This window comes from Candidatus Sphingomonas colombiensis, from assembly GCA_029202845.1.
GTDB lineage: Bacteria > Pseudomonadota > Alphaproteobacteria > Sphingomonadales > Sphingomonadaceae > Sphingomonas > Sphingomonas colombiensis.
This window is the reverse complement of sequence record CP119315.1, coordinates 1,360,931-1,384,398: the sequence shown is the minus strand read 5'-3', so window position 1 is coordinate 1,384,398 and position 23,468 is coordinate 1,360,931. Positions and strand designations below refer to the sequence as shown.

15 protein-coding genes are annotated in these 23,468 nt (G+C 66.0%); 12 read left to right on the top strand and 3 right to left on the bottom strand.

Features of this window, described 5'->3' with window-relative positions:
• Positions 1-38 precede the first annotated feature (38 nt).
• The 5 genes from P0Y64_06520 (at position 39) to P0Y64_06500 (ending at position 7,788) form a co-directional block, all read left to right on the top strand.
• On the top strand, positions 39-1,478 hold the full coding sequence (locus P0Y64_06520; protein ID WEK44447.1) for an NAD(P)-dependent oxidoreductase: 1,440 nt from the start codon (positions 39-41) through the stop codon (positions 1,476-1,478).
• Positions 1,478-2,074 (top strand): DUF2059 domain-containing protein, encoded by a 597-nt coding sequence (locus tag P0Y64_06515; GenBank protein ID WEK44446.1) that lies wholly within the window; start codon positions 1,478-1,480, stop codon positions 2,072-2,074. The genes P0Y64_06520 and P0Y64_06515 overlap by 1 nt, the downstream gene beginning before the upstream one ends.
• Positions 2,071-6,585 carry a glutamate synthase large subunit gene (gltB, locus tag P0Y64_06510; GenBank protein WEK44445.1) on the top strand — a complete coding sequence of 1,505 codons (4,515 nt, stop codon included), beginning with the start codon at positions 2,071-2,073 and terminating at the stop codon, positions 6,583-6,585. The genes P0Y64_06515 and gltB overlap by 4 nt, the downstream gene beginning before the upstream one ends.
• A 160-nt stretch (positions 6,586-6,745) precedes the next feature.
• Positions 6,746-7,417, top strand: a complete 672-nt coding sequence (locus P0Y64_06505) for a glutathione S-transferase family protein (GenBank protein ID WEK44444.1) — start codon at positions 6,746-6,748, stop codon at positions 7,415-7,417.
• Complete coding sequence (locus P0Y64_06500) at positions 7,417-7,788, top strand: tRNA-binding protein (protein ID WEK44443.1); 372 nt, start codon at positions 7,417-7,419, stop codon at positions 7,786-7,788. Before P0Y64_06505 ends, P0Y64_06500 begins: the two co-directional genes overlap by 1 nt.
• A gap of 46 nt (positions 7,789-7,834) precedes the next feature.
• Here the strand turns inward: P0Y64_06500 and pepN are convergent, their stop codons facing one another.
• Positions 7,835-10,426: an aminopeptidase N gene (gene pepN, locus P0Y64_06495; GenBank protein WEK44442.1), complete on the bottom strand. Its 2,592-nt coding sequence runs from the start codon at positions 10,424-10,426 to the stop codon at positions 7,835-7,837.
• An 80-nt stretch (positions 10,427-10,506) separates the two neighbouring features.
• Between pepN and P0Y64_06490 the strand changes: the two genes are divergently transcribed.
• Positions 10,507-12,168, top strand: coding sequence for a M28 family metallopeptidase (locus P0Y64_06490; GenBank protein ID WEK44441.1), 1,662 nt, complete (start codon positions 10,507-10,509; stop codon positions 12,166-12,168).
• Positions 12,169-12,199: 31 nt separating this feature from the next.
• Positions 12,200-13,024 carry an NAD(P)-dependent oxidoreductase gene (locus tag P0Y64_06485; protein WEK44440.1) on the top strand — a complete coding sequence of 275 codons (825 nt, stop codon included), beginning with the start codon at positions 12,200-12,202 and terminating at the stop codon, positions 13,022-13,024.
• Here P0Y64_06485 and P0Y64_06480 read toward each other — a convergent pair.
• Both P0Y64_06480 and P0Y64_06475 read right to left on the bottom strand, forming a co-directional pair.
• Positions 12,934-13,851: an EamA family transporter gene (locus P0Y64_06480; protein WEK44439.1), complete on the bottom strand. Its 918-nt coding sequence runs from the start codon at positions 13,849-13,851 to the stop codon at positions 12,934-12,936. The genes P0Y64_06485 and P0Y64_06480 overlap by 91 nt on opposite strands.
• Positions 13,852-13,983: 132 nt before the next feature.
• On the bottom strand, positions 13,984-16,119 hold the full coding sequence (locus P0Y64_06475; protein WEK44438.1) for a transglycosylase domain-containing protein: 2,136 nt from the start codon (positions 16,117-16,119) through the stop codon (positions 13,984-13,986).
• 63 nt (positions 16,120-16,182) lie between these two features.
• Between P0Y64_06475 and P0Y64_06470 the strand changes: the two genes are divergently transcribed.
• The 5 genes from P0Y64_06470 to P0Y64_06450 all read left to right on the top strand — a co-directional run bounded on the left by P0Y64_06470 (position 16,183) and on the right by P0Y64_06450 (position 23,370).
• Positions 16,183-16,782 carry an NAD(P)H-dependent oxidoreductase gene (locus tag P0Y64_06470; GenBank protein WEK44437.1) on the top strand — a complete coding sequence of 200 codons (600 nt, stop codon included), beginning with the start codon at positions 16,183-16,185 and terminating at the stop codon, positions 16,780-16,782.
• A gap of 113 nt (positions 16,783-16,895) precedes the next feature.
• Positions 16,896-18,659 carry an amidohydrolase family protein gene (locus P0Y64_06465; protein ID WEK44436.1) on the top strand — a complete coding sequence of 588 codons (1,764 nt, stop codon included), beginning with the start codon at positions 16,896-16,898 and terminating at the stop codon, positions 18,657-18,659.
• Positions 18,660-18,749: 90 nt separating this feature from the next.
• Complete coding sequence (locus tag P0Y64_06460) at positions 18,750-19,865, top strand: hypothetical protein (protein ID WEK44435.1); 1,116 nt, start codon at positions 18,750-18,752, stop codon at positions 19,863-19,865.
• Positions 19,862-21,262: a phosphotransferase family protein gene (locus tag P0Y64_06455; protein WEK44434.1), complete on the top strand. Its 1,401-nt coding sequence runs from the start codon at positions 19,862-19,864 to the stop codon at positions 21,260-21,262. The genes P0Y64_06460 and P0Y64_06455 overlap by 4 nt, the downstream gene beginning before the upstream one ends.
• Positions 21,259-23,370: a CoA transferase gene (locus tag P0Y64_06450; protein ID WEK44433.1), complete on the top strand. Its 2,112-nt coding sequence runs from the start codon at positions 21,259-21,261 to the stop codon at positions 23,368-23,370. Before P0Y64_06455 ends, P0Y64_06450 begins: the two co-directional genes overlap by 4 nt.
• The last annotated feature ends 98 nt before the right edge of the window (positions 23,371-23,468 follow it).

Here is a 23,468-nt window from a genome sequence, read left to right as displayed (position 1 = left end):
CCTGCTCCGCCTGTGAGAACGCGGGCGGCGGAGGGCTTATGGCTGTGGAAAAGATGCTACGATTCGTCGCGAAGGCGCAGTCCTATCCGGACAAGCGCAACGCCGCAGAGCGCGCGGCGGACTTTCGTGAGATCGCCGATCGCTATGCCGTGCCCACGGCCGAGGAGCAGTCTTCGCGCTGCTCGCAATGCGGCGTGCCCTATTGCTCAGTGCACTGCCCGCTCCACAACCACATCCCTGATTGGCTGCGGCTCACCGCCGAGGGTCGGCTTAAGGAAGCGTTCGAGCTGAGCAACAGCACCTCGACCATGCCCGAAATCTGCGGCCGCATCTGCCCGCAGGATCGGTTGTGCGAGGGCAATTGCGTGATCGAGTTCTCCGGCCATGGCGCGGTGACGATCGGCTCGGTCGAGAAATTCATCACTGATACCGCGTGGGAAGAAGGCTGGGTGGAGCCGCTCAAGCCCGGTCCGGCGCGCGGTCAGTCGGTCGGTGTGATCGGCGCGGGGCCCGCGGGGCTGGCGGCGGCGGAATATCTGCGCGGCCACGGTTATGAGGTGCATGTTTACGATCGGCATGATCGCGCGGGTGGGTTGCTGACCTACGGCATCCCCGGCTTCAAGCTGGAGAAGCCGGTGGTGATGCGGCGCGTCGAGCGGCTGCGCGAGGGCGGCATCGTGTTCCACGAAGGGTTTGAAGTCGGCCGCGACGCGACCCTCGACGAGCTGCGGCGTCAACATGACTCTATCCTGATCGCGACCGGCGTGTACCGCGCTCGCGCGATCGACGTGCCGGGTAGCGGCGCGTCAGGCGTTCTCGAGGCGCTGGATTATCTCACCGCATCGAACCGCAAGAGCTTCGGCGACGCCGTTCCGGCGTTCGACGACGGAAGCCTGAATGCGGCGGGCAAGCATGTCGTGGTGGTCGGCGGCGGCGATACCGCGATGGATTGCGTGCGCACCGCGATTCGGCAGGGCGCGAAGAGCGTGAAGTGCCTCTATCGCCGTGATCGCGCCAATATGCCGGGCAGCCAGCGCGAAGTGGCGAATGCCGAGGAAGAGGGCGTGGAATTCGTCTGGCTCTCCGCCCCGCTGTCGTTCGACGGCGAGAAGGTGTCGAGCGTTCGCGCCAGCCGGATGCGGCTCGGCGCGGCAGACGCCAGCGGTCGCCGCGCGCCGGAGATCGATCCGGGCAATGAAGTCTCCTTCCCCGCCGATATGGTGATCAAGGCGCTGGGCTTCGACGCGGAGGAACTGCCGCGTTTGTGGGGCGCACCCGAGCTTGGCGTGACGCGCTGGGGCACGTTGCTTGTCGACGGCAAGACGCTGATGACCAGCCTCGACGGCGTGTTCGCCGCCGGCGACATCGTGCGCGGCGCGAGCCTCGTCGTGTGGGCGATCCGCGATGGCACGGACGTCGCCGGGCATATGCACAAATGGCTGAAGGCCAAGGCCGCTCGTGAGAAGGTGGCGGCGTGATGCCTCGCGCGCTTCTCGCGGTGGCGCTGCTCGGCGCGCCTATCATTGGGATCAGCTCATCGGCGATCGCGCAAACCACGCCTGTCGCACCCGCGTCCAGTGCGACGGACCCCGTCCGCCTAGCGGCGGCGGATCATTTACTGCGGCAGATGGGAATTGAGGCGACGCTGGATCGCTCATTCATTCAGCTTGCGCCGGTCTTCGCAAAGGCCGTGATCGGGGAACTCGCAAGCAATCCGCAGAGCAAAACGACGATCGAAACGCTGAATTTACGCGCGGCGGAGAATCATGATCGGATGATAGCGGTGCTGTCGCAGGAGTTCATGCTGGCGATTAAGCGCCAGTATCCAACCTATATGAAGCGCGCGGCCGCGGAATATGCCGGGGTTTTTACGACCGATGAATTGAACGAGATAGCCGCCTTCTATTCAACCGGCGCGGGGGCAAAGGCGCTCAAGCTGATGCCAGAACTTCAAACCAAATTGAGCGCTGTCGGCAGCGAAATTGGAGCGGTCGCGGGAGCTGATGCCGGCAAACGCGCATTCGAACGTATTCAACAGGAAATGTTGCCCGAAAACCGGAGCAAAAACTCATGACCGATCCTCGCACCTATCTGGCCACCCACGGCATGTACCGTCCCGAATTCGAGGGCGACGCATGCGGCGTGGGCCTCGTCGCGGCGACCGATGGCAAGCCGTCGCGCCGGGTCGTGCAGTGCGCGATCGATGCGCTGAAGGCGGTGTGGCATCGCGGCGCGGTCGATGCCGATGGTAAGACCGGCGATGGCGCGGGCGTGCATGTCGATCTGCCGATCCGTTTCTTCGACGATGCGATCGCGGCGGGTGGGCATAAGGTGCAGCCGAACCGGCTCGCGGTGGGCATGATCTTTCTGCCGCGCACCGATCTCGGCGCGCAGGAAACGTGCCGCACGATCGTCGAAAGCGCGATCATCGAGGCGGGCTATACGATCTATGGCTGGCGGCAGGTGCCGGTCGATGTGTCGGTGATCGGCCAGAAGGCGCAGGCGACGCGCCCCGAGATCGAGCAGATCATGATCGCCGGCCCGATGCCGGATGAGGTGGACGCGACCGAATTCGAGAAGAACCTCTATCTCGTCCGCCGCCGGATCGAGAAGCGCGTGATCGCGGCGCAGATCCAGGGCTTTTACATCTGCTCGCTCTCCTGCCGCTCGATCATCTACAAAGGGCTGTTCCTCGCGGAGAGCCTGTCGGTCTTCTACCCCGATCTGGTCGACAAGCGGTTCGAGAGCCGCGTCGCGATCTTCCACCAACGTTATTCCACCAACACCTTCCCGCAATGGTGGCTGGCGCAGCCGTTCCGCTGTCTCGCGCATAATGGCGAGATTAACACGATCCGTGGCAACAAGAACTGGATGCTGAGCCACGAGATCCGCATGGCGTCGATCGCGTTCGGTGAGCATTCGGAAGATATCAAGCCGGTGATCCCGGCCGGTGCCAGCGATACCGCCGCGCTCGATGCGACGTTCGAGGCGATCTGCCGCTCGGGCCGCGACGCGCCGACCGCCAAGCTGATGCTGGTGCCCGAGGCATGGCGCGGCGGCGACGAGGACGTGCCGGCCGCGCATGCCGCAATGTATCAATATCTCGCCAGCGTTATGGAGCCGTGGGACGGCCCCGCCGCACTGGCGATGACCGATGGTCGTTGGGCGGTCGCGGGCATGGACCGCAACGCGCTGCGCCCGCTGCGTTATACCGAGACGGTGGACGGGCTGCTCATCGTCGGTTCCGAAAGCGGGATGGTCGTCGTTCCCGAATCCACCGTGGTCGCCAAGGGGCGGCTCGGGCCGGGGCAGATGATCGCGGTCGATCTCGTCGAAGGACGGGTATTCAACGATCGCGAGATCAAGGATCGCATCTCCGGCGAGCAGGACTATGCCGCGATGATCGGCAATTTCGCGACGCTCGACGACCTGCCACCAGCACCGGCGGACAGCGTGCCGCGTTATGACCGCGCTGAACTTGCGCGCCGCCAGGTCGCCGCCGGCCAGACGCTGGAGGATATGGAGCTGATCCTCGCGCCGATGGTGGAAACGGCAAAGGAAGCCGTAGGGTCGATGGGCGACGATACGCCGCTCGCGGTGATCTCGGACAAACCGCGCCTGCTCAGCCACTTCTTCCGGCAGAATTTCTCGCAGGTCACGAACCCGCCGATCGACAGCTTGCGCGAGCGTTATGTGATGTCGCTCAAGACGCGGTTCGGCAATCTCGCCAATATCCTCGACACCGAGGATCGGCGCGAACGCGTGCTGGTGATGGATTCGCCGGTGCTGACCTCCGCGATGTGGGGCCGGCTCAAGGCCTATTTCGGCAATGCGGCGGCGGAAATCGATTGCACGTTCGAGGCGAACGGCGGCCCGGACCGGCTGCGCGCGGCGATCCAGCGTATTCGCAATCAGGCCGAGCAGGCGGTGCGCGAGGGACGCAGCGAAATCTTCCTGACCGATGAACATATCGGCGCGGATCATGTCGCCATCCCCGGCGTGCTGGCGGCGGCGGCGGTGCATACGCATCTCGTGCGGCGTGGCTTGCGCTCTTATGCCTCGATCAACATCCGCACCGCCGAATGCCTCGATACGCATTATTATGCGGTGCTGATCGGCGTCGGCGCGACCACGGTGAACGCCTATCTGGCCGAGGCGTCGATCGCCGATCGCCACGCGCGCGGGCTGTTCGGCGAGATGACGATGGAGCAATGCCTCGAGCGTCACCGCACCGCGATCGAGGAAGGGCTGCTCAAGATCCTGTCGAAGATGGGGATCGCGGTGATCTCCAGCTATCGCGGCGGCTATAATTTCGAGGCCGTCGGGCTAAGCCGCGCACTCGTCAACGATCTGTTCCCGGGGATGCCGGCGAAGATCTCCGGCGAAGGTTATGCCTCGCTCCATGTCAACGCGACCGAGCGGCATGAGGCGGCGTTCGACAGCGCGGTGGTTCATCTGTCGATCGGTGGCTTCTATCGCCAGCGCAACACGGGTGAGCCGCACGCCTATTCGGCGCAGCTCATGCATCTGTTGCAAACGGCGGTCTCGACCGACAGTTATTCGACCTACCTGCAATTCTCACGTGGCGTTTCCGATCTGCCGGCGATCTACCTACGCGATCTGTTGCAGTTCAATTTCCCGGCGGAAGGGCTGCCGGTCGATCAGGTCGAGCCGATCACCGAAATCCGCAAGCGTTTCGTCACGCCCGGTATGTCGCTCGGCGCGCTCAGCCCGGAAGCGCATGAGACGCTGGCGATCGCGATGAACCGCATCGGAGCCAAGGCGGTGTCGGGCGAGGGGGGCGAGGACAAGGCGCGCTACAAGCCCTATGCCAATGGCGATAACGCGAATTCGGTGATCAAGCAGATCGCCAGCGGACGGTTCGGCGTCACAGCTGAATATCTCAACGCGTGCGAAGAGATCGAGATCAAGGTCGCGCAGGGTGCCAAGCCCGGTGAGGGCGGCCAGCTCCCCGGTTTCAAGGTGACCGAGTTCATCGCGAAGTTGCGCCACGCAACTCCGGGCGTAACGCTGATCTCGCCGCCGCCGCACCACGATATCTATTCGATCGAGGATCTGGCGCAGCTCATCTATGATCTGAAGCAGATCAACCCGCGCGCGCGGGTTTGCGTGAAGCTCGTCTCCTCGGCTGGCATCGGAACGGTCGCGGCGGGCGTCGCCAAGGCTCATGCCGATGTGATCCTCGTCTCCGGCCATGTCGGTGGCACCGGGGCCTCCCCGCAGACCAGCATCAAATATGCCGGGACGCCGTGGGAAATGGGCCTCAGCGAAGTCAATCAGGTGCTCACGCTCAACGGCCTGCGCGGCCGCGTGAAGCTGCGCACCGACGGTGGCCTCAAGACCGGGCGCGACATCGTGATCGCCGCGATCCTTGGCGCGGAGGAATTCGGCATCGGCACCCTCAGCCTCGTGGCGATGGGCTGCATCATGGTGCGGCAATGCCATTCGAACACTTGCCCGGTCGGCGTCTGCACGCAGGACGAAGCGTTGCGCGGCAAGTTCGTCGGCACGCCGGAAAAGGTGATCAACCTGATGACCTTCATCGCCGAGGAGGTGCGCGACATTCTCGCCCGGCTCGGCGTGCGCAGCCTCGACGAGGTGATCGGCCGCACCGAATTGCTGCGGCAGGTGAATCGTGGTGCCGAGCATCTAGACGATCTCGATCTCAACCCGATCCTCGCCAAGGTGGACGCGTCGGACGACGAGCGGCGTTTCAGCTTGAAGACCTTCCGCAACGAAGTGCCCGACAGCCTCGATGCGCAGATCATCAAGGATGCGGCCGCCGTCTTCTCGCGCGGCGAGAAGATGCAGCTCACCTATTCGGTGCGTAACACGCATCGCGCGGTGGGAACGCGGCTGTCGAGCGAGATTACCGCGCGCTTCGGCATGGATACGCTCAACGACAATCACGTCACGATCCGGCTGCGCGGCTCGGCGGGGCAGAGCCTTGGCGCATTCCTCGTCAAGGGCGTGACGCTGGAGGTGTTTGGCGACGCCAATGATTATGTCGGCAAGGGCCTGTCGGGCGGCGTGATCGTGGTGCGGCCGGCGGTGTCGTCACCGCTCGCCAGCCAGGACAATACGATCATCGGTAACACCGTGCTCTATGGCGCTACCGCCGGGCGGGTCTATGCCGCCGGGCAGGCGGGTGAACGGTTCGCGGTGCGCAATTCCGGCGCGACGGTAGTGGTCGAAGGCTGCGGCGCCAACGGGTGCGAATATATGACCGGCGGCACCGCCGTGGTGTTGGGAGAGGTCGGCGCGAATTTCGGCGCGGGCATGACCGGCGGGATGGCGTTCGTCTACGATTCGACGGGCACGTTCGCGCGCCGCGCCAATCCGGAAAACATCATGTGGCAACGGCTCGCTTCGCTTCACTGGACGAGCGTGCTCCACAATCTGATCCGCGAACATGCCGATACGACCGACAGCAAATGGTCGCGCAGCATTCTGGAGGATTGGGATCGTACCGCCGGCCATTTCTGGCAGGTGGTGCCGAAAGAAATGCTGACGCGCCTGTCGTATCCGCTCGATGACAGCGAGGCGCTCGAAGCGGCGGAGTGAATAGCGCTCGGCCGTTTGCCCCGGCGTCTGTGGACGCGGGGTAAACGGTCGGGAGTATTGTTCCCGCCATCCGCGCTGGGAGCGCCACCGGGATCATCGGCCGAATTTCCGCGTCGAGCGGCGTTGCCGCACCGCCGTCGCTCGGCTTATGGATGGTCGCATGTGGCAGCTTTACCAATTCACCTTGTGTCCCTTCACCCGCAAGGTCCGCGCGCTGCTCAATGAAAAGGACGTCGGCTATGAGCTGGTGCCCGAGGAGCCATGGGCGCGGCGCGACGAATTCGTCGACATGAATCCCGCCGGGCAGACCCCGGTGATGGCCGACCCGACCCGGAATATCCTGCTGATCGATTCGATGGCGATCTGCGAATATTTCGAGGAAACGGTCGACAAGGTGCAGATGATCAACGGCACGGCCGCGAACCGTGCCGAGATTCGCCGGCTGGTGACGTGGTTCGACGGTCATTTCTATCGCGATGTCACCGGGCCGTTGTTGCAGGAGCGGATGATCAAGCGGATCGTCCACCGCGCGTCGCCCGATGCGTCGCGTCTGCGCGAGGCGATGAAATCCGCCATCGGCCACCTCGATTATATCGATTTCCTGCTCGATCATCGCAAATGGATGGGCGGGGCGACGATCAGCTTGGCCGACTTGGCGGCCGCAGCGCAGATTTCGGTCGCCGACTATCTCGGCGGAATCGACTGGAGCGGGCATACGCACGCCAAGGCGTGGTATTCCGCGTTCAAGAGCCGGCGCAGCTTCCGTCCATTGCTCGCCGAGCGGATGCGCGGGATCGAGCCGCCATCCTATTACGAGAATCCGGATTTCTGATGCACATGGCGCATGATCCGGCGGCCGCGGCCGCCGACACGATCGGTTTCGACGATTTCCTGCGGGTCGATATCCGCGTCGGCACGATTGTTGCCGCCGATCCATTCCCCAAGGCGCGCAAGCCCGCGTTCAAGCTGACGATCGATTTCGGGCCGACGCTGGGGCTCAGGAAATCCTCCGCGCAGATCACCGAACATTATACCCCGGAGCAGCTCGTCGGGCGGCAGGTGGCAGCGGTGGTCAACTTCCCGCCCCGTCAGATCGGCCCGATGATGAGCGAGGTGCTGACGCTCGGCTTCCCCGATGCGGACGGCAACGTCGTGCTGATCGGCCCGAGCGAAAAGGTGCCGGACGGCGGGCGAATGTTCTGAAGCCGAAGCCGACCCCCCTCAAAGGGGTTTATGCACGGCCCCGCGTTTACTCTTCGAGACTCTTCGACGCCTGCTCGAACAGATCCTTCGACAGCCCCGGCGTGGCGACGATCCGTTCCAGCTCGGCCTTCATCAGTGCGGCGCGACCCGCATCGAAACGGCGCCAGCGGCCAAGAGGCGGCAGCAGCTTGGCGGCAGTCTGCGGGTTGAGCCGGTCGAGCGCGATCAGTTGGTCGGCGACGAAGCGATAGCCGCCCCCGTCGGCGGCATTGAACGCGCGCTGGTTGACGCTGAACGCGCCGATCAGGCTGCGCGCGCGATTGGGGTTGGAGAGCGTGAAATCGGGATGCTCGGCCAGTTGCGTCACTGCCGCTGGCGTATCGGCGCGTGTCGATAGCGCCTGCGTCTGGAACCATTTGTCCAGCACCAACGGATTATCGGCGTAGCGATTGTAGAAGATGTCGAGCGCGGCCTCGCGCTCGTCCCACTCGCCGTTGACCAATGTGGTTAGCGCCGCCTGCCGGTCAGTCATGTTGTCGGCCGCCTCGAACTGGCCGAACGCGACCTGCGCGACATCCGTTGCCCCGCTCGCCGCGATATAGTTGAGTGCCACGTTGCGCAGCCGCCGCAGCCCCTTGGCATGCGGATTATATTGATAGGGGGCGGTGCTCCCGGCGTCATAGGCAGCGCGCCATTGCGCGGCGAGCGCCGTGCCGAGATCGCGGCGCAAAGCCTCGCGCGCGGCGAAGATCGCGTCGGGATCGACCGTCGTCAGCTGATCGCCGATAAAGCCTTCGGACGGCAGCAGCACCGCTTCCGCGATAAAGGCGCGATCGAGCGACCCGTTGGCGAGCGTGTTGGCGACCGCGCGGATCACCGCCTGATGATCGGCGCGCCCCTCCACCGTCGCTGCGACGAGCGTATCGAGCATCAATTGCTGCATCGCCTCGTAGCGCGCGAAGGGATCGTCATCATGCGCCGACAGAAAAGCGAGATCGGCCGCGCTGCGATCGCTCTCGATCACGACCGGGGCGGAAAAACCGCGATTGATCGAGAGCGCGGGGCGTTCGGCGACGCCGTCGAACACGATCGTCTCGACGGTCGCGTTGAACAATATGAGCCGCTCCTCGGTCAGCGGGCGGCCCGTCACCGTGCCGAACAACCGGACCTTGAGCGGGAGCACCATCGGCTGCTTGTCCGACTGGCCCGGCGTCGGCGGGACATGCTGGGCGAGGCGCAGCGTCGCGCGGCCGCCCTCATGCTCAACACTGGCCGAGACCCGTGGCGTGCCGGCTTGCAAATACCACAAGCGGAAACGTGAAAGATCGACGCCGCTCGCTTCCTCCATGCACGCGACGAAATCCTCGCATGTCGCCGCCGTGCCGTCGAAGCGGTCGAAATAGAGATCGGTCGCGGCGCGGAAGCGCACCGGGCCGAGGATCGTCGCCATCATGCGGATCAGCTCGGCGCCCTTGTTGTAGATCGTCGCCGTGTAGAAATTGGCGATCTCCAGATAGCTTTCCGGGCGCACCGGGTGCGCCAGCGGGCCGGCGTCTTCCGGAAACTGGCTGGCGCGCAGCCCGCGTACATCCTCGATCCGTTTGACGGCGGCAGAGCCCTGATCGGCAGAGAAGCTCTGATCGCGATAGACGGTGAAGCCTTCCTTCAGGGAAAGCTGGAACCAGTCCCGGCAGGTGACGCGATTGCCCGACCAATTGTGGAAATATTCGTGCGCCACCACGGCGGCGATCGCGTCGTAATCGTAATCGGTCGCCGTGTCGGGATCGGCGAGGATGTAGCGGCTGTTGAAGATGTTCAGCCCCTTGTTCTCCATCGCGCCGAAGTTGAAATCGTCCACCGCGACGATGTTGAACACGTCGAGATCATATTCGCGGCCATAGACGCGCTCGTCCCATGCCATCGCCGTCTTGAGCGCATCCAGCGCGTGGCCGGTGCGCGACAGATCGGCCGAACGCACCCAGATGCCGAGAGCGACTTCGCGGCCCGATTGCGTGACGAATGTGTCGCGATTGACCGCGAGATCGCCTGCCACCAGCGCGAATAGATAAGTGGGTTTGGGAAACGGATCATGCCATTCCGCCCAATGCCGCCCGTTCGGCAGATCGCCTGACGCGATCGGATCGCCGTTCGCCAGAAGCACGGGAAAGCGCGCCTTGTCCGCCGTCATCCGCACGCGATAGGTGGCGAGCACGTCGGGCCGGTCGGGGAAATAGGTGATACGGCGAAAGCCCTCCGCCTCGCATTGCGTGCACAGATTGCCGCTCGAGGCATAAAGTCCCATCAATTGCGTGTTGCGATCGGGAGCGATCGCCACCTCGGTTTCGATCTCGTGCGTGGCGCCGGTCAGCGGGATGATCAGATCGTCGCCATCCTGCCGCCAGTCGTTGATGGCCACGCCATCGACCAGCACGCTGAGCGGCGCCTGTCCCGCGCCATCGAGCCGCAGCGGCGCATGCTGCGTGCCGTTGCGCGTGACGCGAAAGCGCGCCTTCACCAACGTGCGCTCGGGATCGAGATCGAAATCGAGCGACACCTCCGGCACCAGCCATGCGGGCGGGCGATAATCCTCGCGCCGGGTGATGGCGGGAAGCGTAGCGGCGGTCTGAACGTCGATCATAGGGGAAATATAGCTGGCGCGCGCGGTGGTTCCATCGAAACCTTGCGTGTACCCGGCGGGATGATAGTCACCCAGCCGATATGAAAGCCATTCCCTTGCTGGCCCGCGTGGCCGTGATCGCGCTTCTCCCGCTTTCCGTGACCCTTTCCGCACAGGAAACTACGCCGGCCGGGGTGAACGTCGCCGTCAACGCGCCACTGCCGGCGGATCAGGCCGCGCTCAAGGCGCATGTCATGTTCCTCGCCTCCGACGCGATGAAGGGGCGCGAGGCCGGGAGCGGGGAATATGATATCGCCGCGCAATATGTCGCTTCGCGCTTCTATGCCGCCGGGCTGCGGCCGGGCGGCGATGCGGGGGGCTATCTCCAGGCGGTTCCGCTGGTCAGCTACCGCCCCGAAGGCAGCGGGCGCGTGGTGCGGACCGTCGATGGAAAGACCGAAACCTTGGTGGCGGGGACGGATTATGCCGCGCTTGCCGATCCACGCCGGGCAAAGGTGTCGCTGAACGGCGAAATCGTGTTCGTCGGCTTTGGCGTCTCCGCGCCGGATCGCGGGCGGGACGACTATGCTGGCGTAGATGTGAAAGGGAAGATCGTCGCGATCCTCCCCGGCACGCCGCGAGACATGAATGCGGAGGAGCGCGCCTATCTCGGCGGTGGCGATACCAAGGCCAAGGCGGCGGCGGCGCATGGCGCGATCGGGATGATCCTGCTCGCCGCGCCGGGGAGCACGGAAAAAACGCCCTTCGCCCGCACCGCCGAACGCATCGCCAAGCCACGCATGACCTATGCCGAACCGGACGGGACCGGGCACGGGGACGCGCCGATCCCGACGGTCGCGACTTTCAGTGAAACGGGCGCGGCGAAGCTTTTCGCAGGTGCGCGCGCGCAATGGCCGGCGCTGGTGAAGGAAGCGAAGAAGAAGCTGCCGCGCTACGCCTCTCAACCGCTGCCCGGCATGGTGCAGCTTGAAACGGCGAGCAGCTACGACAAGGCGACTTCCTCCAATGTCGTCGGCGTGATTCCGGGGCGCGATCCGGTGCTGTCGAAAGAGGTGTTGGTACTCTCCGCGCACCTCGATCATATCGGCATCACCGCGCCCGACGAGCGCGGCGACACGATCAACAATGGCGCACTGGACGATGCGATCGGCATCGCCAGCCTTATCGAAGAGGCAAATCGCTTCAAGGAAAAGGCGCCGCGCCGCACGATCCTGTTCGTCGCCTTTACCGCCGAGGAAAAGGGTCTGATCGGCAGCGCGTGGTTCACCACCCATCCCACCGTACCGATCGACACGATCGTGGTGGACGTGAACCTCGATATGCCGATCCTGACCTATAAGTTCGAGGATATGGTCGCGTTCGGCGGGGATCGCTCGACGCTGGGTCCAGTGATCGCGCGCGCGACGGGGGCGATCGGAGTGTCCATGTCCCCCGATCCGATGCCGGACGAGGCGATCTTCGTGCGCTCCGATCATTTCAATTTCGTGCGACGCGGTATCCCCTCCGTCTTCCTCTGGCCCGGCCAGAAGGGCCCCGGAAAGGAGGCCGTCGCCACTTTCATGTCGAAACATTACCACCGCCCGTCGGACGATCTGACGCAGCCGATCATGTGGGATCAGGCGGTGCGTTTCGTCGATGCCAATTATCGCATCGCCCGCGAGATCGCCGATGCTGACGCGCGGCCGGTGTGGAACAAGGGCGACTATTTCGGCACCTTGTTCAACGGGCCGATGGCGCGGTGATCGACATGACCGGGCCGCGCGCCTCGCAACGATGACCCGCCTGTTCGTCTTCGGCATGGGCTATGCCGCGCGCGCGATCGTTGCGGCGAGTGGCTGGCCCGCGCTCGGAACGACGCGTGAGGGGCGCGACGGCACGATCCCTTTCGACGATGCGGATGCGGTGCGCGCCGGGCTCGCGGCGGCAACGCATGTTCTGTCGAGCGTACCGCCCGATCTCACGGAAGATCCGGTGCTGGCGCGTTACGGTGCGCTGTTGAGCGGGCGCTGGCTCGGATATCTTTCATCGACCGGCGTCTATGGCGATACGCGCGGGGCGTGGGTGGATGAATGTGCCGCGATCGGCGGCGGCCGCCGCGGCGCGCGTGCGGCGGCGGATGCGGCGTGGCTGGCGCGCGGCGCGCGGGTGTTTCGCCTGCCCGGAATTTACGGCCCGGGGCGCTCGCCGCTCGGTCGGGTGCGGAGCGGCACCGCGCATCGCGTCGATGTGCCGGGGCAGATATTCAGTCGCATTCACCTGAGCGATATCGCCAGCGGCGTGCTCGCCGGTTTCGACGCGCCAGCCGGGGCATATAATCTCGCGGACGATCTGCCGGCGAGCCAGAATGAGGTGATGGAATATGCTGCCGCGCTGCTGAACCTGCCCGCCCCGCCGCTGGTCGCGCTCGACGTGCTGTCACCGGCGGCGCGGGGTTTCTATGCGGAGAACCGTCGCGTCGCGAACGGCAAGGCGAAGCGCGTGCTCGGCTGGACGCCGCGCTATCCCGATTATCGCGCAGGCCTGCGCGCGGTGAGCGCGATGACGAGGCCAACCCCCGCGAGTGCCGCCCCGCCGATCGCGAGCGGGGACCAGCGATAGCCCTCGAACAGCGTCGACAGCAGCATCGCGATCACCGGCACGATCACGCTCGAATAGGCCGCCTTGGCCGGGCCGATCACGCGGATCACGTTGAAATAGAGCGGAAAGCACAGCGCTGATGCGGCAAGCCCGAGATAGAGGATGCCCGCGACATAACCGACGCGCCATTCGAACACCGGCGGCCCGACGGTCGCCCATGCCCAGATCGCATCAAGCCCGGCGCCGATCAGCATCGCCACTGCCAGTGTCGGGATCATCGGATAGCGTCGCGCCGTTTCGGTCGCCTGCATCACATTGGCGCTGGAGGCGGAGAGGATCGCGCAACAGGTGAGCGCGATGCCGACCAGCGCCGCGCCCGATCCGTGCGGATCGCTGCGCGCCTCGTTGATGAACAGCAGCACGACGCCCGCCATCGCCACCGCTGAACCCGCGATCAACTGTCGCCCGAGCTTCTGCCCGAGGAAGATGCGGCCGAACAATGCATTGGGCACGAGCAATAGCGCAAATACCACGGCGACCAGCCCGGACGTGATGTGCTGTTCCGCGCGATAGACGAAGTTGAAATTGAACACGAACTGCGCCGCCCCCAGCGCCGTCGCGAAGGCCCAGCCGCGCGCATCGAGCGCAAACCGTTCGCGCTTGATCAGCGCCCAGATCAGCATCGCGATGCCAGCGGTGAGGAAGCGATAGCTGACCGACCAGCTCGCCGGTACGACATGGAGCTGATCGCGGATGACGAGCCAAGTGGAGCCCCAGATCAGCGTGACGATTGCGAACGGGATCAGGATCGCGGCACGGGTGGAATTGGGCCGGATCGCGTCGCTCATCAGGTTCGCCTCATCTTCTGGTGTGGCCGTGTCATTCGGCCGAGGCCGCGCAGATTCGCTCTAGCCGTGCGCGAGGCGCTGTCGACCGGAATTTCCCGGTTCGATCACAAGCCTGGCTGATCGATGCGCGGATCACTCACGCGGTGAGGGGCCCTCAGGCGGTGGTGCGCGCTCCTCGCGGCGCGGCGGCGGCGGTGGTGCGGATGGCGCGCGATCGATCGAGACCGATCCGTCCTGCCCGACTTTCATATTGATCCCCATGCCGTGCAACTGGTCTTGCAACTGCCCCTGAAGCTGCCCGGCAACCGGCGCGAGCACATTGTCGGCCACGTCGTCGATCACCGCCTCGGGATCGATTTCCTCCGGCTCGGGTGCCTTCACCACCGGCTTCAGATCGAGCGCGGAAACCATGAAGTTGCGCCAAATCTGCGCGGGGACGCCACCGCCGTGCAACCCCGGATTGGGCGTATTATCGTCATTGCCGACCCACACGCCGACGACCAGATCGCCGGCGAAGCCGATGAACCACGCGTCCCGCCCGCTTTGCGACGTGCCGGTCTTGCCATATGCGGGAACCGACAGTGCAGCCGCGCGCCCGGTGCCGCGCATCGAGGCGGCGAGCAGTTCCAGCATTTCGTCATGAATGCCAGACGGCATCGTCTTCTGGCCGCCGGTCAGCGCGGCATACCACGGCTTGTCGCTATTATCCTTGAGCCCGCGCGGCTGCACCGGATAGCGCCCGTCGGCGACACCGGCGAAGGCGGCGGTGAGTTCGAGCAGCGATACTTCCGAGGTGCCGAGCGAGATCGTCGCCTCGTTCGCGATCGGGGTGGAGATGCCGAGATCGCGCGCGGCGCGGATCACGTTCTTGACGCCCACCTCCTCCGTCACGCGTGCCGCCACGACATTCGACGATCGCTGAAAGGCGCGGCGCAGCGGAATCTTGCCGAGATAATCACCGCTGTCGTTCTTCGGCTTCCATCCGGCGATCTCGACCGGCGAATCGTCAACGATCGTCTCCGGCGTCATCCCGGCGCGCATCGCGGCGAGATAGACGAACAGCTTGAAGGTCGAGCCGGGCTGGCGGCGTGCCTGTGTCGCGCGGTTGAACGGGCTTTTCGCATAATCGCGGCCGCCGACCATCGCGACGACCTCGCCATTGCGTGTCATCGCCACCAGCGCGGCCTGCGCCTGCCGCAGCCCGGCCTGCCGGATCACGCGCTCGGCGGTGCGCTGGAGATCGCGATCGAGGGTTGTGCGAACCACCGCCTCGTTACGAATCTCACCCGCCTGATCGCGCGCCTCGGGCAGCACCCAATCCGCGAAATAGGTGCCGTTGGGGAGCTGCGCCGGCTCTTTCGCGAGCACGCGCTGCGGCTGAACGTCGTCGCCTTCCGCCTTGGTGAGAAAGCCCGCATCGACCATCGCGCCGATTACCACCATCTCCCGCGCCTGCGCGCCATCGAGATTGCCGGTCGGCGCAAGCCGCGACGGCGCCTTGACCAGCCCGGCAAGCATCGCCGCCTGACCGACGTTGAGCTTGTCCGGCGCACGCCCGAAATAGTGTTTCGCCGCCGCCGTCAGCCCATAAACATTGTCGCCGAAATAGACGTTCGACAGATAGCGCGAGAGGATTTCATCCTTCGTCAGCCACGCCTCCAGCCAGAAGGCGATCAGCATCTCGCGCAACTTGCGACCGGCGGTGCGATCCGAATCGAGGAAGGCGTTCTTGGCTAGCTGTTGCGTGATCGTGCTGCCGCCCTGGCGCACCCCGCCATGGCCGACATTGGCCCAGGCAGCGCGCGCGATGCCGCGCGGATCGATTCCCCAATGCGAATAAAAACGCCGATCCTCGATGGCGATGAACGCCTCGCGCACATGCGGCGGCAGCTTCGCCGCATCGACCGGCGCGCCGATGATCGCGCCGCGCCGGGCGATCGGCGTGCCATCCGCTGCGGTAAGCGTGATCGACGGCGGGGTTGGCGGCTTCAATGAGCGCGACAAGGGCGCGGTAACCGCAAGCCAGGCGATCGCGATCACGAGCAGGACGATGAACCCCGCCATGCCACGTACCGTCCAGCGCCAGATATGCCGGGCGCGACGGGTCGGCGGGTGGAGGGGAAATTCCGGCGATAGCTCGGCGCCCTCTTCGTGCCATGCGTCGAATGCGGGCAGCGGCGCGCGCGCCTCCGCGGGAGCGTGGTTGTAGCGCAAGCGGCCGGTATCGTGGGGATCGGGATGCATATCGTCGTTTTGGCGGTCGGCCATTAGCGTGTTACTTCAATAAGACAGTTGCCGCAAGGGGCCGGGCCATGCGAAGGGCTTAACCCGATGACGACTGAAGCGAAAGCGGTAAGCGGCGATGATCGGCCGCTCGTGGTGGGGATTGGCGGCACGACCGGCGGCGTGTCTTCGACCGAGCGCGCATTGCGCATCGCGCTGGATGCGGCATGCGAGGCGGGTTTCCAGACGCGGATGTTCGGTGGCGAGGCTATGGCCAAGCTGCCCCTTTATGATCCGCGTGCGCCGGAACGCACCCCGGAAGAACGCGAATTTGTCGAGACCGTGCGGCAGGCGTCTGCGGTGATCATTGCCAGCCCGGGCTATCACGGCAGCATCTCCGGCCTCGTCAAGAATGCGCTCGATCTGCTTGAGGAAACCGCGCGTGATGAGAATCGTCCCTATCTCGCGGACATGCCGGTCGGGCTGATCGCCACCGCTTATGGCTGGCAGGCGACCGGATCGACCATCGCGGCACTGCGCTCGATCGTTCACGCGTTGCGCGGCTGGCCGACGCCCTTCGCCGCCGCGATCAACAGCCAGATCACCAAGTTCGATGACGCTGGCGGTGCGAGCGACCCGGCGGTGGTGGAGCAACTGCGGCTGATCGGCCGACAGGTGGCGCGCTTCGCACCGCTGACGCAGGGCTGACGCGCGCGTTTACGTTGAAGCGGCCAGGCGCGAACTCCGGCCGGTCGTCGCTAATACGTTTGACTTAGCGAATCGCGCGACGCACCCTCGGGGAAAATCCGAGGAGAGGTGTGATGGCCGAGGCAGCCTGGGATCTGGTGATTCGCGGCGGGACGATCGTCGATGGATCGGGCGGCGAGCCGTTCGAGGCGGATGTCGCGGTGGTCGATGGTGTGATCGCGGCGATCGGCAGGGTCGCCGGGCGTGGGCGCGAGGAGATCGATGCGCGCGGGAAGATCGTCACCCCCGGCTTTGTCGATGTTCACACTCATTATGACGGGCAGGCGACATGGGACGAACGGCTCCAGCCCTCGTCGTGGCACGGCGTCACTACGGTCGTTCAGGGCAATTGCGGGGTAGGCTTCGCGCCCTGCCGCCCCGAGGACCGCGACCGGCTAGTCTATCTGATGGAGGGGGTGGAGGATCTGCCCTATCCGGTGCTTACCGCCGGGCTGCCGTGGAACTGGCGGAGCTTCCCTGAATATCTCGACGCGTTGGGGCAGCGCCGCTTCGATCTCGACGTCGCGACGCAGCTGCCGCATGCGGCCGTGCGCGTGAACGTGATGCGCGAGCGTGGCGTGGCGCGCGAGCCGGCGACGGCGGACGATATCGCGCAAATGGCCGCGATCGCGCGTGAAGCGGTGGAGGCGGGCGCGCTCGGCTTCTCGACCAGCCGCACGCTGAACCATCGGACCAAGGCCGGCGAGCCGACCCCGACGCTGACGGCGGAAGAAGACGAACTGACCGGCATCGCCATGGGTCTCGCCGCCGCCAATGGCGGGCGCGGAGCGGGCGTGTTGCAACTCGTCAGCGATTTTCACCCTGATGCGGCGGCGGAGTTCGCGATGTTTCGCCGCATCGTCGAGAAATCGGGCCGTCCGTTGAGCTTCAGCCTCGCACAGAGCCATCAGGCGCCCGATTCCTATCGCATGATCCTCGATGCACTGGGGCAAGCGGTCGACGCCGGGTTGCCGATGAAAGCCCAGGTCAGTGCGCGTGCGGTGGGGGTTTTGTTCGGGCTTGATCTGACGGTTAATCCGTTCAGCGGCCACGATACCTATCGCGAAATCGCGGCATCGCCTGTCGCGGCGCAGGTCGAGCGGCTCCGCGATCCCGCGTTCCGCGCACGGCTGTTCGCGGAGACACCGAATCCGCGCGGGCCCTTTGCCACCGCCAACCTCACAGCATGGGCCGGCATGTATCCGCTCGGCTCGGAAAGCCCGGATTACGAGCCGACGCAGGACCGCACGATCGCGGCGATTGCCGCTGCACAGGGGCGCGATCCGCAGGCGGTTGCGCTCGATCACCTGCTGTCGAACGAGGGGCGCGGAATCCTGTATCTGCCGTTCCTGAGCTATGGTTATGGCTCGCTCGATGCGTCGCACGAGATGATGCTCCACCGCGATACCGTGCCCGGCCTGTCCGATGGCGGCGCGCACGTCGGGATGATCTGCGACGGCAGCTTCCCCACCTCGTTGCTGACCCATTGGACGCGTGATCGCACGCGCGGGCCGAAGCTGTCGCTGCCGTTCGTGGTCAAGCAGCAGGCGGCCGATACCGCCGCTTTGGTGGGGCTTGGTGACCGGGGCATGATCCTGCCGGGGCTGCGCGCCGATCTCAATGTGATCGATTATGACAATCTCACCCTGCTCGCGCCGGAGGTGATCCACGATCTGCCGGCGGGCGGGCGGCGCCTGATGCAGCGCACGCGCGGCTATGTCGCCACGATCGTCGCCGGGCAGATCACCTATCGCGACGGCGAGCCGACCGGCGCTTTGCCGGGCCGATTGGTCCGTGGTGCGCGTGGCGCTCCATCGGCGAGGCGTATGGCGGCATAACTTCTGTTATTGTACTGTTGACACGGTCGTCGGCGCTCGTCCACGCTGGGGCAATGCGGCATGAGACCGCGATCCCGAAGGAGAGCTGGCATGGTGCTGACCAAGGGCGATGACTATCCGATCCACCAGACGGCGGAGCCGGTCGCTTATGCGGGCACGGACCGCAATTTCTACGATCGCTATTTCTTCAACGGCTATCCGCGCGGAGCCGATGACGACGGCTTCTTCGCCGCCGCTTTGGGCGTCTATCCGCACGTAAACGTGATCGATGCGTCCTTTTGCGTGCTGGTCGGCGGCCGGCAGGTGAATCTCCATGCCAGTCGCGGGCTGGGGATGGAGCGGATGGACACGCATGTCGGGCCGATCGCGATCGAGGTGGTGGAGCCGCTCAAGGTGCTCCGCCTGAAAGTCGATGCGCCGGACGAAAAGATCCGCGCCGAGATCACTTTCACCGGCCACTCCTTCCCGCTGGAGGAACCGCGCTTCACCCGCCGTAACGGCCCGCGCGTGTTGATGGATGTGACACGGCTGACGCAGAACGGCGGTTATACCGGCTGGATCGAGGTGGATGGAAACCGCATCGATGTGAACGGCTGGGTCGGCACGCGTGATCGCTCGTGGGGCGTGCGGCCGATCGGCGCTCCCGATGCGCAGCCTCCCAGCCCGCCGATGGCGCCGCAATTCTTCTGGTTGTGGAGCCCGTGCGTGATCGAGGGGGGCGACCTTTATTGCCACACCAACGACGATGCCCATGGCCGTTTCTGGAACCGCCGCGCGACCTGGCGGCCCGCGGGCGGTGGAGCGGCGGACGAGCATCATTACGAGGCCGCGGATTATGCGATCGACTGGCGCAAGGGCACGCGCCATGCCGAGCGCGCGTCCGTAACGCTGCACGACGATAACGGCGAGACGAAGGTGGCCTTCGATATCGGCGCGACCTTTCAGATGATCGGGCTGGGTTATGGCCATCCGAAATGGGCGCATGGCCGCAATCATGGCGAGGCGGTGACGGTGGAGCGCGAGGATTTCGTCCCGGCGGAGCTTGATCCGATGATGCCGCATCACCTCCACATTCAGGCGCTGGTCGGCGTGACGATGACCGCCCCCGATGGCTCGGTCCGCAAGGGCAAGGGCGTGCTGGAGCAATTGGTGATGGGGCCGCATGCCCCGTCCGGCTTCCGCAATGTGCTGGATCCGGCACAATGATCGGCGCGGCGATAGAAGCCTATCTGACCCGCATCTGGAATACCCCCGTGGTGATCCGCGATCTCGCGCGCATCCCCGGCGGGGCGAGCCGCGAGACCTATCGCTTCGACGCCTTCGTCGATGGCGAGCGGCGGCGGCTGATCCTGCGGCGTGAGCCCGAGGCCGGGCTGATCGACACCGAAAGCGAAACGGAGTTCCGTGCCTATCAGAGCGCGGCCGGGGTCGTCCCGGTTCCCGGCGCGATCGTGCTGGAACCGGGCGGGGCTGAACTGGAACGCCCGTTCTTCCTGATGGAGCGGATCGACGATGGGCTGGTCGCGAGCCCATTCGATCGCGCGGGCTTTGGCGACCATGCAGAGGCACTGGGCGAGCAATTCTTCGGCGCGCTCGGCCGGCTCGCGGCGCATGATCCGGCCGGCTCGCCGCTTGCCGGCCATGTAGAGATGCCCGCGCCCGATCAATGCTGGCGCATCGCGCTCGATTATTGGGAAGGCGTTATCGAGGCGGACGCCTTCGCGCCGCAACCGATCGCGCGCGCGGCGATCCGGCGGCTGCGCGCCAGCCCGCCGCCGCCGGCGCAGCGCCTGTCGATCGTTCACGGCGATTATCGTTCGGGCAATATGATGCACGACGGCGCGGGCCGGATGCTCGCGATGTTCGATTGGGAGATGGCGCACCTCGGCGATCCGCTGGAAGATCTCGGCTGGGCGCTTAACCCGATCTGGGATCATTTCCAGCCGGGCCGTGCGTGCGGCATGACGTCAAATGAGCGCGCGCTGGCGATCTGGCGTAGCGCGAGCGGGCTGACCGTCGATCCGGCCGCGCTCGATTGGTGGCTGTTGTTCAACGCGGTGAAGGGCGCCGCGATCTGGATTTCCGCCTTTCGCGAATTCGTCGATGGCGGGCGGACCGATCCGATCCTCGGGCTGTCGGGCTGGTATGTCGGGCGGCGACAGGACGCGGTGATCGCGGCGATGCTGGCGGGCCGCGCCACCGCGCCGGAGCCGCCGGGCGCGGTGCAGAGCGAACTGGGCCATATCATGACGGGCGCGGGCATGATCGCGAGCGGCGCGGGGCAGGCTGCGGGTGCGACCGATGCCTTCGGCGGGGCGATGCTCGCCGGCACCGGGCTGATGGCGCTGCTCGCCGCGCAGGAAACCGAAAAGGCAGCCGCGTGGCGGATCGCCGATATCGCTGAGATGCGTGCGCTACTCAACGATGTCGCTACCGGAGACGGGGAAATGACGCTGCCGGCGCTTGACGCGCGCTGGGCGGGGCTCGCCGGGGCGCTGATTGCGGAGCATGATCGCGTCGCGGCAACGGGCGGCGACGAACGCGCCTTCAGCGATTTCTATCTGCGCAGTGCGGCCCGCCGCGAATTGGCGTGGCCGGCGTGACGGCACTCGACCTGCCACTTATCGGAATACGCGTGCTGGATGCGGTGCCCGGCCCGTTGGGGGCGATCGGGCGCTTCCTCGGCGAGCTTGGCGCGGAGGTGATCCGGGTCGAGCCGACCGGTGGCGGCGCGGATCGCGTCGCGGGCGATATGGTGGCGGGGATCGGGCTCGATTTCATCGCGGCCAATCTCGGTAAGCGCGCCGCGACGATCGATCTGCCGCGCGACGCGGCGCGGTTCATGGAACTGGCGCAGGCGGCGGACATATTGCTCGAGGCGCGGTTGCCGGGGCTGGACGTAGATGCGGTGCGCGCCGCCAATCCGGCGCTGGTGGTGGTGTCGATCAGCGATTTCGGCGAGCAGGGCCCGTGGAAGGACTGGCGCGCGAGCGACGCGGTGCTTCACGCACTGACCGGTGGTCTGTCGCGATCGGGGTTGCCGGGGAGGCCGCCGCTGCTACCGCCCGGCGAACTGACCTTTCAGACCGCCGCGCCGCAGATCGCCTATCTCGCGCTCGCCGCGTTCATCGGGCGGCTGCGCACCGGGCAAGGCGACTGGCTCGACGTCGCGCTGCTCGAAGCGGCGATGCAGGCGCTTGATCCCGGCTTTGGCCTGTCGGGCAGCGCGCAATCGGGCGTGCCCATGTGGAAGATGCCGCGCGGGCGGAGCGACGAGCGCCATCGCTATCCGATCTTCCGCTGCGCCGATGGCTTCGTCCGGCTCTGCGTGCTCGCTCCACGGCAATGGCGCGGCATGTTCAAATGGATGGGCGAGCCGGCCGAATTTGCCGGGCCGGAGTGGGAAAAGCTGATGGTGCGCTATCGCTCGGCGGCGCTGCTCGATGCCTTCACCTGCTTCCTCGCGCCGAAGACACGAGCGGAGATCGAATCCGGGGCGGAGGCGCATGGCGTGCCCGCCGCCGGGTTGCTCGATGTCGATGAGGCGATTGCCACGCCGCAGATGATCGCGCGCAACGCGTTCGCGCCGGTCGAGATCGCGTCGGGCGTGAGTCTGCCGTTTCCCAACGGCGCGGTGGAGATTGATGGCGTTCGTGCCGGCATTCGTGGCCCCGCGCCCGCGCCGGGCGGCGATGCAAGCTTCGCGGATGCACGGCCGGTGTTCGATGCGCCGCCGGGCACCGTGCCGCTCGATGGCATCCGCGTGCTCGACATGGGGGTGATCGTCGTCGGCGGCGAAACGGGGCGGCTGCTTGGCGATCTCGGCGCGGAAGTGATCAAGGTGGAGAATGGCGCCTTCCCGGATGGCCAGCGCCAGTCCCGCGACGATGCCGCTGTTTCGCTGACCTTCGCGGCGGGGCATCGCAATAAACGCGGGCTGGCGATCGATCTGCGGTCGCCACGTGGCAAGGCGCTGTTCCTCGATCTGGTGCGGCGGGCCGATGTGCTCTGCTCGAACTTCAAGCCGGGTACGCTCGCCGCGCTCGGCTTCGATCAGGCGACGCTGATGGCGACGAACCCGCGACTGGTGATGGTCGACAGTTCCGCATTCGGGCCGACGGGGCCGTGGTCGGGCCGCCTCGGCTATGGTCCGCTGGTGCGGTCTTCGGCGGGGCTGACGCGGCAATGGGTTTATCCCGGTGAGCCGGAAAGTTTTTCCGATGCGATCACCGTTTATCCCGATCATGTCGCGGCGCGGATCGGGACGTGCGCGGTGCTGGCGCTGCTGATCCGGCGGATGCGCACCGGGCGCGGCGGTAGCGCGAGCCTGAGCCAGGCGGAGGTGATGCTGGGGCAGAAAGGCGCGGAAATCGCGGCGCTCGCGGCGGGCCCGGCGCTGGAGCGCGGCGCGGCGACGGAGAACTGGCTGCTCGCCTGCGCCGGCGACGACGAATGGTGCGTGGTGACGATCCGCGACGATGCCGATCGCGCGGCGCTAGGGGCGGTTGCCGGCGGCGCGGGCCGTGCGGCGGCGGAGCGATGGGCGGCGGCGCACGCGCCCGGCGAGGCGATGGCATTGTTGCAGGCGGCGGGCATTCCGGCGGGGGCGATGGTGCGCGTGATCGATATGCCGGAAAGCCCGCAATATCAGGCGCTCGGCACGTTTCGCGCGGCGCGGCACCCGCTAATCGCCACACCTTTCATGGTCTAGGGGCGGCCGACACGTTCGGCGCATCTCCCCGATCCTGATCAACGCCCCGCGCCGCGCATCGGCGAGGATAGCTCGGCCGTGGTGGCCGACTGGCTGGG

What these genes read in the sequence shown, in the direction of transcription:
- P0Y64_06520 (WEK44447.1), top strand. Translation starts at nt 39, where the DNA reads ATGGCTGTGGAAAAGATGCTACGATTCGTCGCGAAGGCGCAGTCCTAT.
- P0Y64_06515 (WEK44446.1), top strand. Translation starts at nt 1,478, where the DNA reads ATGCCTCGCGCGCTTCTCGCGGTGGCGCTGCTCGGCGCGCCTATCATT.
- gltB (WEK44445.1), top strand. Translation starts at nt 2,071, where the DNA reads ATGACCGATCCTCGCACCTATCTGGCCACCCACGGCATGTACCGTCCC.
- P0Y64_06505 (WEK44444.1), top strand. Translation starts at nt 6,746, where the DNA reads ATGTGGCAGCTTTACCAATTCACCTTGTGTCCCTTCACCCGCAAGGTC.
- P0Y64_06500 (WEK44443.1), top strand. Translation starts at nt 7,417, where the DNA reads ATGCACATGGCGCATGATCCGGCGGCCGCGGCCGCCGACACGATCGGT.
- pepN (WEK44442.1), bottom strand. Translation starts at nt 10,426, where the DNA reads ATGATCGACGTTCAGACCGCCGCTACGCTTCCCGCCATCACCCGGCGC.
- P0Y64_06490 (WEK44441.1), top strand. Translation starts at nt 10,507, where the DNA reads ATGAAAGCCATTCCCTTGCTGGCCCGCGTGGCCGTGATCGCGCTTCTC.
- P0Y64_06485 (WEK44440.1), top strand. Translation starts at nt 12,200, where the DNA reads ATGACCCGCCTGTTCGTCTTCGGCATGGGCTATGCCGCGCGCGCGATC.
- P0Y64_06480 (WEK44439.1), bottom strand. Translation starts at nt 13,851, where the DNA reads ATGAGCGACGCGATCCGGCCCAATTCCACCCGTGCCGCGATCCTGATC.
- P0Y64_06475 (WEK44438.1), bottom strand. Translation starts at nt 16,119, where the DNA reads ATGGCCGACCGCCAAAACGACGATATGCATCCCGATCCCCACGATACC.
- P0Y64_06470 (WEK44437.1), top strand. Translation starts at nt 16,183, where the DNA reads ATGACGACTGAAGCGAAAGCGGTAAGCGGCGATGATCGGCCGCTCGTG.
- P0Y64_06465 (WEK44436.1), top strand. Translation starts at nt 16,896, where the DNA reads ATGGCCGAGGCAGCCTGGGATCTGGTGATTCGCGGCGGGACGATCGTC.
- P0Y64_06460 (WEK44435.1), top strand. Translation starts at nt 18,750, where the DNA reads ATGGTGCTGACCAAGGGCGATGACTATCCGATCCACCAGACGGCGGAG.
- P0Y64_06455 (WEK44434.1), top strand. Translation starts at nt 19,862, where the DNA reads ATGATCGGCGCGGCGATAGAAGCCTATCTGACCCGCATCTGGAATACC.